Raw genomic sequence first — 16,673 nt, forward strand, 5'->3', positions numbered from 1 at the left:
TCAACAGCATTCGCTAAGGGTAAAAACATCGCTATCACCAGCATTTCCACTAGCACCGTTGCTGTCTCCAAGAAATACAGCCTATCTGCTAGTTATGGTGCATCTAGTTCTGCTGCTGGCTAAATATGCCTTAGTACTACAGTGTACTACTGTGCATTTTAGATAGAAAAATTGCAAGTTGACCTTACTAATTCTTAGGAAAGTAAAATCATGATTATCAACGATCTTTCTCATGTAGAAACCGTTCTTGAAAATGAGAATGTTCAAGGTGGAATAGCTTTTGCAGATGCTGTTTCAACAGCATTCGCTAAGGGTAAAAACATCGCTATCACCAGCATTTCCACTAGCACCGTTGCTGTCTCCAAGAAATACAGCCTATCTGCTAGTTACGGTGCATCTAGTTCTGCTGCCGGCTAAATATGCCTTAGTCCTACAGTGTAATACAGTGCATTTTAAATAGAAAAATTGCTGAAAGTTCTCAAAAACTTTCAGCAATACATTCGTTTTTCAAAGAGAGCTTTTTTATGGAACGATTAAGAATTTCCGATCTCAGTTTTTGTGAAGATGAAGTTTCCGATCTTAGTCAGGTACAAGGGGGAGTTGCATCTGCTTACGCACGTAGTTATTCTACTGCTAACAAGAGCAGTTATAAAGTAGGCAAATACACTATTGAAGCTACTCTTGAAGGCGCTCTTGCTGGCGCTCTTGCTGGCGCTATTACTGATGGTGATAAGGCTATTGTATCTGCCAATACATCAGCAACAGTTTCCTAAAGTCGGCATAACCAGATTGTAGGAAGCTTTTATGGACATCGCCCATAAAAGCTTGTTAGGAATATTTCTATACCTCTATACTCATACCACATATAGCAGTATAAGATAGTAGGTAAAAGCGACACTTCGGCGTTGCTCAATGACTATGCTTGTTTTTGAGTTCAAAGCTTATGAAAAGTTAGCCCAGATAACAGCAGTAAATAATGCAATTCTGACTGCAAAATTGATTTGGAATAGCTGTATTTAACTAGGGATGGATGTTAAAAATACAGCTACAAACAATTTGCATGAATATTGAATTGATTATGCTGTATTTGCGGCTAACTTTCCTTTTGCTAATGAACTTAACTCAATGGCAAGACTTACCAGTGGAGAACAAGCATGGTCTTTTATCTCTTGGTTTTATGACAACTGTAAAAGGGGTACTCCGGGTTTAAAACTATTCATTTTTATAGCTATTTATCTGCATTTCTTTTATGCTTGTATGTCATGGTGCAAAATCACAAAATCATTTGCATACCTAATGACTTAAAGTTACCATAAATGCCATTTCCCCTTAATTTTTTATTTTTTCAGGGAAGACGCTTTTTATAGCGGTTCTCGTTTATGTGAGTTACACCCGTAGTAGGCATGGCTTGCCATGCCCCTACACTTTGTGATATAGAGTTGTGTACCGCATTTGAATGGGAACCGCTATATTATGGTTTATAAACCATGCAGAGCGACATTAGCCAAAAGTAAAAAGAATAGAGTAGGGACGGAGCGCAGTTCGATATATCCTCTGTCTCAGTTTCCTAACGGTTTTGCTGACCTTACAGAAGTTTGCTACCTTTTGGTATAGAGCAGGGCATAATAGCAACCCCGAATAACTATTACCGTTTTGGTCTGGCTTATCAGTCTCTTTTAGCCAGTTCGCTTTTACGATGGATTAATGTGACTTTGCTTTTGCTATCCATGACCTGAACTTCTCTTAGTGCAAACATACTAAACAGACCTTAAATCCTTATTAACCAACAACGCAGCCGAAGAAGCTCTTTTACGCTTGCGTATCGAGACAGCACCAAACATAGTGCAACTAAACAGCGAACCTAGAATTGTTGAGGGTTCTGGGACTGTATATACGCTCACCTGATTACTTTTAGATTCTATTAATAATAAACGAGTTGACTTATCGAAAGTACGGGAATATTTACCTTTAAAGCTAGTCAAAGCATATTCCTGTGTTCCGCCAAAAGATTTATTAATAGATGAAGATGAATCAAGAGTTATGTTACTACTCGGTTCAAATACAAAAGCATCATTATTACCTATAGTTGATAAATTTCCAGAAATCTTGAAAGAGTCTAAAAGACTACCACTATCGCTGTCGTATAACTCATATAAGAACTCTCCACTAGCATTTGCACGTTCAGTCAATGCATCATCAATAGATGTTTCAAGGTTAAATAAGCCACTGAAATCAAAAGAAAACTCTTTGTCTACTATAAAATTATAACCAATAATCGCAGCCAAGCTTTCCGCCGACCCTGTATAGACATCACCATGACCTTCAGCTTGGCTGAAGGACGAATTGGAGGCAGGGTTGTTTGCATCGATATTAAACTTAGCCTCAGCTTTAGCATCAGCAGTTACTTGACCACGTCCACGTGTGCTAATTGCTTTAGTCACAGTATCAATCAAAGTCCCAACATCTGAAGGGTTGCTACTAAAGTTGTTGATGTTGAATTTTGACTCAGAATATGCAAGGGTAGCAGCTTGGCTCGGTAAGGTTGCCAATATCGAAGTAGCGATCGCTGGAGTAGCTAATGTCAAAAAACGCTTTACAACTTTGATGTATTGTTTCATACAATTACTCATTTTTACTTTTATAATGCTAGGATTGTAAATTTGTCATGCTTACTGACTCCTTGCTAATGAACAGGAGTAAAATATAGGCAAGCATGATGGACAACTTGGGAAATTCTCAAGCCGTTTTTATCTTATGCAGAAGAAATCTTCTCTTTTAAGAACAAATTTTTATTACCGATTTTGCACCATTTATTCAGTAATAACCGCATCAGTGATTTAGTTATGAATCCGGAACAGTCGATAATTAGTTACATACTTATACTAGCCGTGATCGATTTGTTTCTTGTAAAGTTTGAGTGAAACAGAGAGTTTTTTTCTTGGTATTTACGTAAGGATTCAGGTAGGGAGGAGTTGACATAAGTGATGTTGTTACCAGAGCATCCTTTGATAAGCAAGGAAATCACTGTAAAATCAAGCAACGATCGCCTGTACCAATTGTCGAAGTCAGAATTGGTAGCAATACGGTTCGGTTAAGGTGCATAGTCTAAAGATCACCCTTAGTGCCTCTTAAAAAGCTACGGTGTACACACAAGTCCTAAAAACTTAGCTTGATAAGACTTTTCTCGTTCCCAGTCTGAAACTGGGAATGCATTCATTGAGTCTACGACTCTATATCTGACTGAAGGCACAAGGTATTCATTGGTGTCAACTTAAAAAACGTTTTGCCCTCACCCTCAGCCCCTCTGCCATCCGTGAGAGGGGAGCAAGAGATTCAATTCCCTTTTTCCCAAGGGAGAAGGGGTTAGGGGATGAGGGCGTAAGGTGATGTGTAAAACACCTACCCAATATAGCTTTCAGCTTAAGTTGACACCAATGCAAGGTTTTGTGCCCCTACGTTCGCGGAGCGTCCCGCAGAGATGGGATATTTTTTTACTGGAAGCCCTTTAGGGGTTGGGTTAGGTCTATATTAAATTTCTAGAGAAGTAAAAAAGGTGATTGAATGCCTAATTCAGAGGGTTATAGTCTGAGAGTAGATGATCCAAAAGCTTACGTTCGTAAGGATTTAAATCTGAGGCAGATGTTCCGAATTCCTGTAATTTATGGTAGATAAAATCACGTTCAAATGTTTCGATACGTTCTTCTAAGTCTCCATAGAGTTCCTGAAGGGTAAACTCAGTTGCTAAAGCTAAGGCAATTTGTTCTCGGTCTTTACCAAGTGACCGACCTTTGAATTGATAATCGCCTTGAGAATGCTGGGATAGTAGCCCAAGAGCGATCGCTAACAGCAGGGTTTGATAAGCTAGTTTTAATTCCCTACCAGAACCAATTTCCTCTGGGATTAAATCGGGAATGTTTTCGTCTTCATCGATTTGTTCGCTCTGAGTCCGTTCATAGCAGTCTCGATAATACTCAATTTGACTGAGAAAATAAGCCGGAAAGCCCAACGAACGAGTCAAAATACACAACCTCTGCTCATCTTCAGCTACTAAGGCGGTTAAACTACGACTAAAGCGACTGTAAAATCCAAAAACTTGTTCTTTATCTTTTGCTCCCACCCAGAGGGTAATCTCCCGTTGAGAAGTTGGGTTTAAGTTAGTGTCGATATCTTGAATTCGCAGCAACAAATTAGCGCTATCATAAAGCTGATTCAAACGCAGACTAGCTGTATTGGTGGCAATTAAATCTGATTGCTTTAAAACTTCACCAATAGACAAATTACTCAATTGCTCGAACTGCTGGCGAGCAAAGGGCATAAGTTGATTCTGAAATTCTTCAGCAGAAATTTTCCACGACTGAGAACGGCTAACCTGTTCCTGAGTAAACTTCTCTGTTGGTAATGTGGAAAGAAAACTTTGGTAATAAGCATCAATATCTGCATCAGTCAGAACTGTAAGCCGAATTTCGGAGAACTTCGTGGTAGCTCGATCGCGTTGAGCAACCAAATTATTGTATATCTCAGAGAAATCAACCAAAGTTTGACGTAAGGTTTCAGTTCTTTGTTTAGCTGTTTTAATCAAATAATTTAACGCCTCGACACGGAGATTTTGGGCGTATAAATCGTACTCTAACTTTAATTGTTCATTGTAATTGCGGCGTAATTCTACGGCGGTTGCTTTAACAGTGCTTTCTAGGCGTTTAATTTGTTTCTGAACTTTCTGAATGCGATCGCGAATATTAGTGCTGTACTTGAGCCAAACTATCCCTAAGTAAGTCAGAATTGTTACCGCAGTCCAAAGCAGATAACTAACTAAGTTAGCCCAAAAATTTTGCAATAACAGCCATAGTGCTGATTGACTGAAAATTCCCGTCAGAATCAGCAAGCCTAATAAAGCAGTAGCAAGAAAAATAGGATAAATGACTAGATACTGAGAGCGAAATTTGTTTTCTTCTGCTAGCAGTTCACTTAGTTGATCTGTGGCTGTTTCAAGTTGATTTTCAGTGAGAGTTAGGTGATTTTGAGATGAAACGATCGCAGCTGCGGCTTGTTCACGAGCGCCAGCGATCGCCATAAAACGAATTTTTCGAGCTTGTTCGATTTCTGCATTTAACGCTTGGCGATACTCAGCAATTGCCGTTTCTAACTGTTTCTGAGTTGTTTGTAGCTCTTGCAGTTGTTCTTCAGACTTCCTTTCAGCTAAAATATCTTCTAATTGTTGCTGCCGCAATTTTAAGGACACAACTTGGTTGAGTAGCTTTTGAGTGGCTTCTTTATCAATTGTTATCTGCAATCTTGAGTCGAGAAATGCTTCAGCCGCACGTAGTTCTGTAACAAGATTCTGGGATTGATCACCAATGGCATCCGTTTGCAGTTCTAAATACGAAAAGGTCAATATATTTAATAGCCTAGCTGCTTCATGCAAGCCTCTAGGTGTAGCATCAGCATAGCGATTAATGGTGCGGTCTAAGAAGGCGGTTAGTGTTGCCTGTAATTGTTTGCAACAATTTTCCAGCGTCCGCTTATAGGAAAGTAGCTCTTTATTTTCAAATTGCCGATAAGCACGCTGCAATTCCATCCCATATTCCTGAGCCTGGCCAGCACGCATCTCAAGGCGCGGATTAAAATCTTGCCAAACTGGTTTGCCGTTGTCTCGTTCTAATCCGAGAAAAGCATTACTGAAATCTTCGCTGAGTATAAATCCTTTGGCATCTAACAGGCATTTGCGAATTGCCTCTGAAGTAAATTCTGCCTTCGGTAAAAACTGCTCCATAATAATATCGGCAGCTAAGGCAGCACTCAAACGATTAATAGTTGTTTCTCCTGCAAAAAACAATTCTCCATAACCAAATGAACTATAAGCGGGTATTTTTCCCCGTACTTTTTGTGCGCCAATCAATAAGCCACTGGTTTCCGGTTCCACAGTCAGAAAACCTGCCAAAGCATCAGCATAGCTAGGTAAATTATCCCTCAGTCCGCCAATTCGCTCGTCCATTAACCAGCAATTATCAAAAGGTGGTACTTTTTGAGTACCTGTAATCACAACCCCACTGATCATTTTGTAATCTAACTCTTTCAGGAAGGCGTAAGCAGCACCGTAATCAGCAGTTGTGGCTTGGGTAAATAACCCTGGCAGTAGCAATAAAGCTTCTAAGCTGTAAGGAATATCTGTAAAGTACTTAGAAAATAGCCAACGAATCAAGCGTACTATGTCAAAAACTACTCCCCTAGCAAATTGATTGCTAGCTGATAGCATGAGATATACTCGATGGCTGCTGCTGATTTCTACTCCTTGGCGTTTCGCTGCGATCGCTTCCTTCGATTGACTAGCCGTTTTCAACAATTCGATCAGTGCAGTTTGCAGTTCGCCAGTTCCTTCGCTGAACTGGGTACGAATTTTGGAGACATAAGCTTGTTTACTATGAGTTTGAGCCAGATCAAAACTCGTGTCAGCAAACCGATCTAACTCGCCACTAAAGCCAAAAGTTTGACCATCCCAAGTTAAGGTATAAGTTTGAATTAAACAGGTTTGATCGGCTGGTAATTCTTGCAGTTGCCGTTTAATGGCTGCACAAAAAGCGGCACTGTGAGGATCGAGTGCAAGTAAAATAGTTGGTTTTGGCATGGGGACACTCTCAGAGTGCAAACTATGGGGCTAAATAATCACATCTAAATCTTCCAGGTAAGCTTCAATTTCCTGGATTTCCATTTCTACCTGTTCTTTAATCTGGGAATCAACCCTGCCTCCTTTTAAAACTTGATTGAGGTGATTGATGTAGTTTTGCAAAGTAAATTTGGCTTTTTCTTGGTCTTCGTGGGTAATACGCTCAACTTTGTCAGCAATTTCCTTGACTAAAGGTAAATTACTTTTGAAAGCTTTAAATGCTGACTTGCGATCGCCTCCCAAAGGCAAAACTCCGCCCTCTAATCTTTTCGCTTGTTCTGTAGAAACAAAATATTTCTTACTCTGATTGACAATCAATTTATATGGATCGGGTGCCAGGGCTAAAGCAAACCAACGCAACGCCCCACCGTCGTCTTCTGGAGGAATTAAATTGGCTAAGTTTGTCCAATTGCGATGTAAGTGCTTGAAAACTTTATTCGGATCTAGGTAAGCTAACTCCATATCCCTCATTCCGCTGAAGGCAAATAAGGGGACGCCGACTTCTACTCGAAACAGCATCACCTTATGTGGTTCGCCTGTCGGTACGAAAGAAGGATTATTATTTCCTCTAGGCAAGCGACTAGAAAGAGGCGGATTGCTAAAAACTGTGTTGTTACTCTCTACTCCGTAGTAATAAAATTCTGTGATTAGGTGCTGCTGTTGAATGGGAATTTCCGATACTTCATACTGCCAGAGAGGAACTGCAAGTTTGCCAAGTTGTTGCAAATCTTGCCCTGCATCTTCGGGATTGCTATCTGTTAAAACCTCCTCAACAGTCATACTGGTGAGAGGATAGTAAGCTTCATCGACAAATCTCAGAATTTCGATCTCGACATCTTCAGCTTTTTTATCAGACCAATTTGTTAAAGTTTGAGACTGTTCTCGATGCCAACGGATAAAATCTTCGCCAGTAACTTTGGGGCGTTTTGATTGCAGATTGATGCGCTGAATGGTGTGAATAAAAGGATTATCGTTACTTCCTTGACGGTTGACCTCGTGATAACTCTGTTCTAAATCTCGATAAACTTTATCTAAATTGCTATGTAAACGTTGGCATTTTTCCTGGATTTCTTCTACCTTAGTCCGCAATACACCATAGAGTTCAGCCGCTTTATCACACCGTTTCCAATGTAAATAAGTCTTCCACTTTTGGTCAGCCCGTTCTTTGTATCTCTGGCAAGCAGCTTGAATAGTATTTTTATTTGGGAACCAAGTTTCTGCGGCTTCTTTAATTTTTTCTTCTTGTGGTTCTAATTTCAAAGCATTGAAACTGGATTGCGCCTCTTGTGACTTGCGCTGCACGTTTTGCTGTAATTCGTCTAATTGTTGAGAAAGTTTGCTCAAGAAGTCCAAAACATAAGCTAATCCATTGGGACGGTTAAGACCGCGTTCCCAGAAAGTTGCGATCGCAGCAGTTGCAGTCTGCTCTAAGCGATGAAAATTCAATCCCAATTCTTGAGCCGTCCGTTGTTCAAATTGATCTAACTGCCGTTTGTAAAGTTCTTTGATTGTCGCCAAAGCTGTGCGATCGTGACGGATTTCGCCTATTCGGAATTCAGGTTTCATCTGTCCGCCGCGATCGCTTTCAGTCAACGCATTCAGGACAGTAGTCGCTTCTGCTAACTTGCAATCTTCTAAAAACCGGGTGATGTCGCTTTCTAAATCGATTGCTGGGGTAGATGCCATCAACTCATTCTTCAGCAAGCTTTGAGCATCTTCTAATTTCATCCGCTCATATTCCTGTACTGGCAGAGTCAGGGTAGCAAAGCCAAAACTACAATAATTTATATTGCGCCCTCGAACTTTTTCACCAGTTGCCAGATAAGCGCGAATGTTATCAGCAACGTTAGCAGCGTCTAAACCAATTTGAGAACCAATTTGGATGTACAAGCCATCTGCAACTAAATTTTGTAAATCGTCTGGACGACCGACTACAGTTCCATTTTTGTTAACCCCATCAATTAAAAATACAGCATCAAAGGGAGGGCGATCGGCTTTAACTTTTGTGATTCCATAATCAATCTCAATGCTATTAGATGGTGACAATCCCCAAAAGTGTTCGATTTCTTTGAGAGCGCCATAGGCATTAGACTTTACCAAGTGAGTTTGGGGAATATTGGCAAACACTCTTGGTAAAACAAATACTCCCGTAATATTAGAAAAATTATTCAGATGTCCTCGTGTTAAAAAAGCCGTATCTAAGAATGTGCCACTGCCCGTCCCACCCGCCAAACTACCAACAATAAAAACTTCGACACCATCCCGATTGGAAACTTGAAAGTTATCTGAAAATGCTTGTTTACTGGTGCGAATTTCACGAACAGTATTGATTGCTTGAGCAATTAAAGCGTCAATATCGCCTACTTTTGCAAACAAAGCGAGCCGTCCCCGGGCCCGAATCTGTCCAGCGCCACTGATCAGGCTGGCTGCGGAAATGTCTCTAGGCCACCATTCAGCGATGTGGTCGTTACGTGTTAGGGGTAGGGGATTGGCGACAGAAATTGCATAGAGTTCATTTGGTTCTAAGAAAACTTTAGTACCATCAGGTGATTTTTCTCGTTCTTGGATATTTTCAGTAGTATCAATGGAAATAAAACGAATAACTTCTGGTACTGAGCCGTAAACATCTATGAATCGCTTTTTAAGTTTGAGTATGACTTCATAACCCGTTCCTCCTAGCCCGATAACAACAGTAGGACGAAAAACAACCGTGGGACGCACAACCGTGGGACTTAACATTCACTTTCCTGTGATATTATTCAAAAATTTGTCTGCCCACTGCTTGGCTCAGAGGGTCTTTGGTGTTCAATCCAGTTAAATAGCAATTTAACGTTGCCAATCTCGATGATGTCCTCGTCGTAGAGTTCATCTGTATTTATTTTTTTAGTATTGACAAAAATTACACCTTTCAAACAGCGTATATCTATATTTTTTTTCCCTAACCGCCAAACTGTGACTAACTCAGCATCAGAATTGGTCGTGGCAATAGCTGGTATCAAATCACTCAGGCATACTCTACCCTTCTGTAGGTGAGTGAGACTAATCTCTTCGTCTTGGGATGATTGTGGCAATGGTTCTAGTACTACCAACGCTCCTTCTAAGCGATCGCGGTTGCGGAAATCTTCGGCTAATTCTAAGGGGGTTTTGCGTTGAATTAAACAAACTACTATCAGTGAAATTAACAACACTAACAGCACTAAGAGCAACCAAATAACTATTTTCCGCCATAAAGGCATTAAAATATACAGATGAGCTTCCGCACTTACAGGACTAGCAATTGAGTTGTCTGGAGTCAGGACTAAGGTGAAAGTGCGTTGGTGTAGCCCGTCGTAGACATCGCCTGCAAAACTGCTATCAGTAATCTGCAACTGCACAGGAATTTTTGTTTCTCCTGGTTGTAATAATATGGCTGCTGAAGGTTCTACTATGGAAACGTCTTTGGAATTGCCTTGCAGTTGTAAGCTAGCTGTTCCAGATATATTGGTGGGAACTGTAAAAATTTGGGTTTCAGTGGTTTTGCCTGCTTCTATTGAGCCAAAATCTATCTTTTTAGGTTCTATTTGCAGTTGTGACTGAATGGTTACGGGTAGGTCAATTTTAATTGGTGCGACCGCTTGGTCTGTACTCGTTAACACCAAGCGCAAGTTATTAGCGCCCCCCTTTGCGTCTGCTGGTATCTGTAAACGCACGGGAATGGCTGTTGCTTGATTAGCAACTAAATCGATGGTGCGATCGGGTGAAATTAAGCGAATACCGCTTTGGTTTGGGTCTTCCAGTTGCAAATTTACCTTAGTATTGACATTACTGATGCTATTAATTTTGAGCGGTTCAGTAGTTGCTCCTGGCAATACTGGCGGTAAATTGGCAGTGGGTAGATTAACATCAAGCTTGGGCTTAATTAGCGCTGGTCGGATATTTTGAGCCAGTTGGTTGAGCTGAACTCCTCCAGGATCTCGCAATACTTGCCCCTTACCACAAAGTGCTGGATTGCTAGCAAAGTCATTCAGTTGCTTTTCGTGTTCTTTTAATCCTAAAGACACAAAAAATATGTAGGGCTTGCATTGTTGCTCACGTAGAAACTGGGTATTCCCAGGAATAGAAACGGGATTAGGAATACCACGCACATCTTCTAATCCGTCCGTCAGAAATACGATACTGACAGTACGACCAAGAGCGTCAGCACGTTTATTTAACAGGGCAGAATGTTGCAAAGCCTTTTGTACAGCCTTACCTGTATGAGTACGCAAACCCTCAGCTTGAAGTGAGCTAATTATTTGCTTGAGTTTACCTCTATCTGGATTACTGTTAATAGTGATATCATTTGCGTTTAGTGTGACATCTTTATCGAAGCTATAAATAGTAACTGTGTCGCCTAATCTAGCCGTGTTAACAAATTCGGTAATAGAATTTTTTACTAGCTCAAAAATATTTTTTGTTCCACCCACACCACGCATAGAAGCAGAAGTATCTACTACTAAAATCCAGTCAATTTCCCCTTTCATAGTTATCGGATACGATGCACTACACAGGTTAGAAATTGATATTATAGCCAAAAAAATAATGCTTCGGACTGAACAAAATTTCAACCAATGCTTGAAGTATCTAAAGCTCATTGATAGATTCCTCCAGGCATATAAATTTTATATTTTTCTTCCTCAAAGCAGTAGCTTAAGAGTTTAGATTTAATCCTATTGATGCTTATAAATATTTTATAGCATCTATAGACTTCTCTTTGCTGTAAATTGAGAATCCATAAACTGACAGTTAGAATTTGATGCACTGATTCCATATTATTACCTAAAAAATGTAGACTCAATTTGCTATTGTTATTACAATATAAATATAAAATTAGATTAAATATGTAAATGCGATATGTAATTTCAAAAATTGATTTTGATTTAATTATTTATGCAAAGTACTAAAGATTATTCTGAAGTTTAGACAATAATTAAATACTGAACAATTAATTGTTGCTATAGATTTCCGATTTAATAAGATTTACAGAGAAAATTAATAGAAAACTTTGTTTGGCAAAAGTTATCCAGCTAATTGTTTTTTCTCTGAGTTAAAATTAATAATAGTGTTAATCAGCACTTTATCAAGTTATATGTTAACCACTATTTTAAAAAATGTCACGTTTTTTCGTAGATATTTAAGTTACCAAAAGTTACCTGTTTAACTATTTATAAACTCAGTAAATATATACAAAATAGTTGAGATATTTGCCAATATAATTTTATATTTACGTTTAATTAGCCTTGACAGTAACAAAGATAAATTGTTAAAGCTTATAGTTATAGCTGTTCTCGTACAAGTAAGGTAATTAACCACAGCACATCTGTACTAATCTTCTCTGTGGGAATGGGAAGCGCATCTACGTTTAAATTTCAACCCTTAATTCGCCACGATTTTACGCAAAGCAGCACTAAGAATCATGAGCAGCTAACGGCAACAACAAGCGACTGACTACCCGATTATCTGGTAACTGATAGAAATTCAACTCTCCTCCTAGTTCTTGCATGAGGTTTTGGCAGATCACCAGATGTAAAGCTGGTGGTTGGTCGAGGTTGGAAGGAGTAAGCACATCTTTAGATATATTTTGATATAGTTCTGTGAGTAGCTGTGGTTCGATCGCACCGTTATATGTGATCGATAATTCTAGTGATGTCTGATGTTCAGCCCCGCCACTTGTAGAAGAATATTTTGTATCTGAGGGTTTTGACGCATCTAAGCGACGACACCAAATATCAATTCTGCTACCGGTTTGAGAACGGTTACAGGCAGTAACCAATAATTCATGGATAACTAATTCAATTTTGACAATATCACCAACGATCACCATTGCGGATTGAGTGCTGGAGGTAGGAACGCCTCTAACTAATGAAGAATTTTTGGGCGATTCTTGCTCGTCAATCGGTTGTCCCAAACCATGCACCCCAATCCACAGCTTTTGTTGTTTAAGTAAATTTTCGATCCGTTCGAGCGATCGCTTCAGTAAACTGGCTATGGGCATCGTTTCCCAACTGATATGTAGCTGCCAGTTCTCAAGTTTTAGCATTCCACTCATGGAGGTGGCTGTATGGTCTAACTGCCGTAACAATAGCTGGTAGCGCATCTGAGTCAGTTCGTTAGCAGGAATGCCTAAATCATGTATTTGTTTAAGGGAATGGGCCGTTATTCTTTGAATTTCCTCTAGACGACGATGTTTGTACCAATTGAGTTGTCGTAATTCTTCTGTTGTGGATTCTAAAAGTCGGGTAATTTGCTTTTCACGACGCCACCAGGCTAATTGAGAAATCAGAGTTGTTGTTGCACTGAGGTTTTGTTCTGACCAGCGACGCTCTTGATAGTCTACAAGCAATACGACACCTGTAGTTTCATAATCAGCAGTTGTACGTAATGCCATTACCAAAATTTGACTTTTTTCTGGAACATTCAACCATTTCCGGGTTTCTGGAGGTAAATTATCCACCTTCAAAGTCAGGTAACTCTCTGTAGCAAGTGCCCACTGAATTAAGGCTTCAGCCTGGATAGAAATAGATACATCAGAAAAAATCCCAAATTGGCTATTGTCAATCACTCCAGGAATAATTTCTGCCCAATTTTCGCCAGGTGCCCAGGATAGCATTAGCGCTAAGGGACAACCCAAAATTGATGCTATTTGTTCGAGAGATGCACCTTCTAAATGCTTTTTTTCGACCTGAATCCTGTTCTGGGATTGTGTCAGGATGCGTAAGCATTGCTCAAATGCCTGGGAAGTTTTTTGCTGCTGGGTGGTGCGATTATGTAATTGCCACTGACGAACAATTACACCAATCTGTTGACTGACAGCCCACAGCAATTCTTTTTCTAGGGTTGTCCAAGAACGATGGGTTTCGTGAGTGATGACCAAAAGTGCTGCTGGTATATGTTCGTGAGTGCATTTACAAACAAGTAGCGATCGCACATTATTCTCTAACAACGAGGGTCGCCAGTTAAAAAAGCGTAAATCTTCATCTAAGTTCTCAATTTCTACCGCTTGAGTTGAACTTTCCAAAAGCTGCCCATCTAATTCTTTGAGACTATGAAGGGTAAATGTCAACGGTCGGCGATTATGGGGCTGACTTTGGTAAGTAAATTGATAATTCTTCTGCTCAGGGTCATACTGCAACAGTAAAAAGCGGGTAGCACCTAATCGAGCTAAAACTCTTTTAGCACAACTATGTAAAGTTGTCTGAAGGTCATGTTCGCTATAGATACCTTGGGCAACTTGGCTAGTCAGTTGGGCATCCTCTTGAATCTGTTTAATAGTGCTTTCCATGCTTTCGGTAGGTGTAACTAGAGAGATTAAACCAGCAACACCTTGGACGAAATTTTTGTCTGTGTCCGTCCAGATGCGAGGTTCATTGCTTTCCACTGCCAGAAAACCGACTAAGTTCTTTTGCCAGATAATCGGAGCTGCTAGGAGCGATCGCACCTTCAACCGTTGCAGCAATTTTGCTGTAAAATGACTATTTAAAGAACTGCGAGCATCACCAATCGAGACTATTTGGTTAACTGCCAAAGCATAATAAAAATCGCTCAACTCTTGTACAGTCATTCCTGCTGCTTGCTGACTGCTAGAATTGCGATCCATTTTCACCAGCTGATTGCTCATTCGACACCAAAAGTAGCGCCCTTCCCGCTCAAACCAGTAAACATTTGTCCGGTTGGGGGAGACAAATTTATGAGTTGCTTGCACCGCTACTTCAAGCCTTTGATTCAGATTACTGAGGGTGCGTAAATTTTCTAGCAATTCTAATAATGGCTCGTCGGTTCGCCTGGTTTGCTTTTGCTGCTCATGCATCTCATTTTGATAAAGCACTGCTCCTAGTTCACCTAAAACCATCATCAAACGCGCTTTTGTTTCTCCTGTCAGTAGGTAGCCCCAGCGTTCTGAACCCAATAACAGCAAGCCCAAGCAACGGTCTTTGGAGCGAATTGGTAAAATAATCGTTCCTTGGATGTGGGATTTTTCGGCAATTTTTCGCCATTCGGCGGCACGGATTTCAGTTTGCAAATCAGCAATGCCTAAAGGATGCTGTTCAATAACTACTTGCTCTAATAAATCCCCAGGACTTAGAACAACCCTTTGGCGTAAAAAGCTCGTGTCACGATCGGATGTGATGCCCCCTTTGCCGAATAATATGTGATTCAGGCGATCGTAAAGAGCAATCCAAATCAGTTTGTAGTCAAACTCTTCTTTGAGATAAGAAATAGTAGTTTCAATCAGAACGTCAACATCATCTTCTTCTCTGAGGCTCTGGAGGAGGCGCCCCAAAGAGAGGATCTGCTGTTCGGCGGCTATAGGTTTTTGTGGCTGCCCCATCTGATTTATTGGTTAACATAACTTGTAATATATAAGATGCCCAGAAAAGCACCCTGAGTAATATTGCCACAAGTGTTTAATGTTGAATCTAAACAGCTTAATAAGCGGTTATGTACCCACAAGTACCTACAGCAAAACAAACCGTTGAATTTTTATTAGTTTGCGTCAGATTAAGTAATGTACTTCAGCCAATTAATATAGTCAGACTATATGAGAGAACCAACCAAATTTATATCTTGGCTGGCGATGACATAGAAGTGCTGATTTACCCAAACGCAAAAGTGAGGTTTTTATGACCGATATAAATCTTGCCGCAATGAGCAGAGAGCAATTGAGAGACTACGTGAAAAAACATCCACAAGACCAGATTGCATTCCAAGCATACATGGACAGACTACAAGATAAACCTGGAATTGAGATCGCTTCAATGGATCAATTTGAGCAGCTAGTCCGCGAGAAAATTAGACAATCCCAAGCGGAATGATCTGCAATAGCCCCGAAAATAAAAGTTAATGGATATTTATAAATTTGCAATTAGTCCGCTTTTGTTCAATGTGGTAAAAACAGACCCGGAGTGGTTACACCAACAGACGATTCGTAGTTTTAGTTGGCTATCGCAAAGAAATATAAGCCCTCCTGCTAGTTGGGTAAATCATCGCCTACAAAAATCCCTGTGTCTGTATGATTCCCGCCTAGAACAAAATTTGTTTGGGCTAAACTTCCCAAATCCCGTAGGGTTAGCGGCTGGCTTCGACAAGGATGGAGTAGCTGCAGGCATTTGGTCTAACCTAGGTTTTGGCTTTGCAGAACTAGGAACTGTAACTTTTCACGCACAGCCTGGAAATCCGCTTCCTCGTTTATTTCGCCTACCGTTGGATAAAGCTGCTCTCAATCGGATGGGCTTTAATAACAGCGGTGCAGCAGTAATGGCGGTACGTTTGGAACAAGAAAAGCATAAGTTAACATCAATACCCATAGGGATAAATTTGGGAAAATCTAAGGTAACTCCCCTAGAAGCAGCTGCAAAGGATTATCTCGATAGTTTTCGTTTACTTAAGAATTTGGGAGACTATTTTGTTGTTAATGTATCTTCTCCTAATACACCAGGGTTGCGATCGCTCCAAGATGCTTCTATGCTCAGTGCCATCTTAGATTTATTACAGCAAGAAAATAATACACAAAAACCTATTTTTGTCAAGATTGCGCCAGATTTATCATGGGAAGCGATTGCTGACATTATAACTCTTGCCAAAACCTACCACCTGACAGGCATTATCGCCACTAACACCACCATCCGCCGTGATGGACTAAAAACCCAGGTGATTGAGCAAACGGGCAAATCACCCCAAGATGAAGCTGGCGGAATTAGTGGTGAACCATTACGCGATCGCTCCATTGAGGTAATTCGGTTTATTTGGCAGCAAACTCAAGGACAAATCCCGATTATTGGCGTTGGTGGCATCTTTTCTGCTGAAGATGCTTGGGAAAAAATTACTGCTGGTGCTAGCTTGATTCAGGTTTATACAGGCTGGATTTACGAAGGGCCAATGATGGTACGCCGAATTCTAGCTGGTTTACTTTCCAAGCTAGAACAAAGCGGATTAAATTCCATCAATGATGCTGTGGGTTTAGAATTCAAAAATCAAAACTAATTAATATTTTTGA

At 40.3% G+C, this 16,673-nt stretch carries 10 protein-coding genes; 5 read left to right on the top strand and 5 right to left on the bottom strand.

Features of this window, described 5'->3' with window-relative positions; genetic code table 11:
- Positions 1-210: 210 nt before the first annotated feature.
- Positions 211-417 (top strand): hypothetical protein, encoded by a 207-nt coding sequence (locus V7K60_RS28140; protein ID WP_334930479.1) that lies wholly within the window; start codon positions 211-213, stop codon positions 415-417.
- A 107-nt stretch (positions 418-524) separates the two neighbouring features.
- On the top strand, positions 525-773 hold the full coding sequence (locus tag V7K60_RS28145; protein WP_334930480.1) for a hypothetical protein: 249 nt from the start codon (positions 525-527) through the stop codon (positions 771-773).
- A 984-nt stretch (positions 774-1,757) separates the two neighbouring features.
- Here the strand turns inward: V7K60_RS28145 and V7K60_RS28150 are convergent.
- The 5 genes from V7K60_RS28150 to V7K60_RS28170 all read right to left on the bottom strand — a co-directional run bounded on the left by V7K60_RS28150 (position 1,758) and on the right by V7K60_RS28170 (position 15,008).
- Complete coding sequence (locus tag V7K60_RS28150; RefSeq protein WP_334930482.1) at positions 1,758-2,618, bottom strand: PEP-CTERM sorting domain-containing protein; 861 nt, start codon at positions 2,616-2,618, stop codon at positions 1,758-1,760.
- Positions 2,619-3,565: 947 nt separating this feature from the next.
- Positions 3,566-6,622, bottom strand: coding sequence for a hypothetical protein (locus V7K60_RS28155; RefSeq protein WP_334930484.1), 3,057 nt, complete (start codon positions 6,620-6,622; stop codon positions 3,566-3,568).
- Positions 6,623-6,652: 30 nt separating this feature from the next.
- On the bottom strand, positions 6,653-9,400 hold the full coding sequence (locus tag V7K60_RS28160; protein WP_334930485.1) for a tubulin-like doman-containing protein: 2,748 nt from the start codon (positions 9,398-9,400) through the stop codon (positions 6,653-6,655).
- A 20-nt stretch (positions 9,401-9,420) separates the two neighbouring features.
- Positions 9,421-11,163: a vWA domain-containing protein gene (locus V7K60_RS28165; protein WP_334930487.1), complete on the bottom strand. Its 1,743-nt coding sequence runs from the start codon at positions 11,161-11,163 to the stop codon at positions 9,421-9,423.
- Positions 11,164-12,086: 923 nt separating this feature from the next.
- Positions 12,087-15,008, bottom strand: a complete 2,922-nt coding sequence (locus V7K60_RS28170) for a GAF domain-containing protein (protein WP_334930489.1) — start codon at positions 15,006-15,008, stop codon at positions 12,087-12,089.
- Positions 15,009-15,118: 110 nt separating this feature from the next.
- On the opposite strand from V7K60_RS28170, the gene V7K60_RS35435 reads away from it, so the two are divergent.
- From V7K60_RS35435 to V7K60_RS28180, 3 genes are read left to right on the top strand one after another with little or no spacing between them, the layout of a single operon-like run.
- Complete coding sequence (locus tag V7K60_RS35435; protein WP_442944479.1) at positions 15,119-15,304, top strand: DUF6888 family protein; 186 nt, start codon at positions 15,119-15,121, stop codon at positions 15,302-15,304.
- Entirely contained in the window at positions 15,301-15,492 is a 192-nt protein-coding gene (locus V7K60_RS28175; RefSeq protein ID WP_334930491.1) for a DUF6887 family protein, read from the top strand. Before V7K60_RS35435 ends, V7K60_RS28175 begins: the two co-directional genes overlap by 4 nt.
- A 28-nt stretch (positions 15,493-15,520) precedes the next feature.
- Positions 15,521-16,660: a quinone-dependent dihydroorotate dehydrogenase gene (locus V7K60_RS28180; RefSeq protein ID WP_334930493.1), complete on the top strand. Its 1,140-nt coding sequence runs from the start codon at positions 15,521-15,523 to the stop codon at positions 16,658-16,660.
- The last annotated feature ends 13 nt before the right edge of the window (positions 16,661-16,673 follow it).

It is taken from the genome of Nostoc sp. (genome assembly GCF_036917555.1).
Lineage (GTDB): Bacteria > Cyanobacteriota > Cyanobacteriia > Cyanobacteriales > Nostocaceae > Nostoc.

Coding starts and splice junctions, on each gene's coding strand:
- V7K60_RS28150 (WP_334930482.1), bottom strand. CDS start 2,618: ATGAAACAATACATCAAAGTTGTAAAGCGTTTTTTGACATTAGCTACT.
- V7K60_RS28165 (WP_334930487.1), bottom strand. CDS start 11,163: ATGAAAGGGGAAATTGACTGGATTTTAGTAGTAGATACTTCTGCTTCT.
- V7K60_RS28175 (WP_334930491.1), top strand. CDS start 15,301: ATGACCGATATAAATCTTGCCGCAATGAGCAGAGAGCAATTGAGAGAC.
- V7K60_RS28155 (WP_334930484.1), bottom strand. CDS start 6,622: ATGCCAAAACCAACTATTTTACTTGCACTCGATCCTCACAGTGCCGCT.
- V7K60_RS28145 (WP_334930480.1), top strand. CDS start 525: ATGGAACGATTAAGAATTTCCGATCTCAGTTTTTGTGAAGATGAAGTT.
- V7K60_RS28170 (WP_334930489.1), bottom strand. CDS start 15,008: ATGGGGCAGCCACAAAAACCTATAGCCGCCGAACAGCAGATCCTCTCT.
- V7K60_RS28180 (WP_334930493.1), top strand. CDS start 15,521: ATGGATATTTATAAATTTGCAATTAGTCCGCTTTTGTTCAATGTGGTA.
- V7K60_RS28140 (WP_334930479.1), top strand. CDS start 211: ATGATTATCAACGATCTTTCTCATGTAGAAACCGTTCTTGAAAATGAG.
- V7K60_RS35435 (WP_442944479.1), top strand. CDS start 15,119: ATGTACCCACAAGTACCTACAGCAAAACAAACCGTTGAATTTTTATTA.
- V7K60_RS28160 (WP_334930485.1), bottom strand. CDS start 9,400: ATGTTAAGTCCCACGGTTGTGCGTCCCACGGTTGTTTTTCGTCCTACT.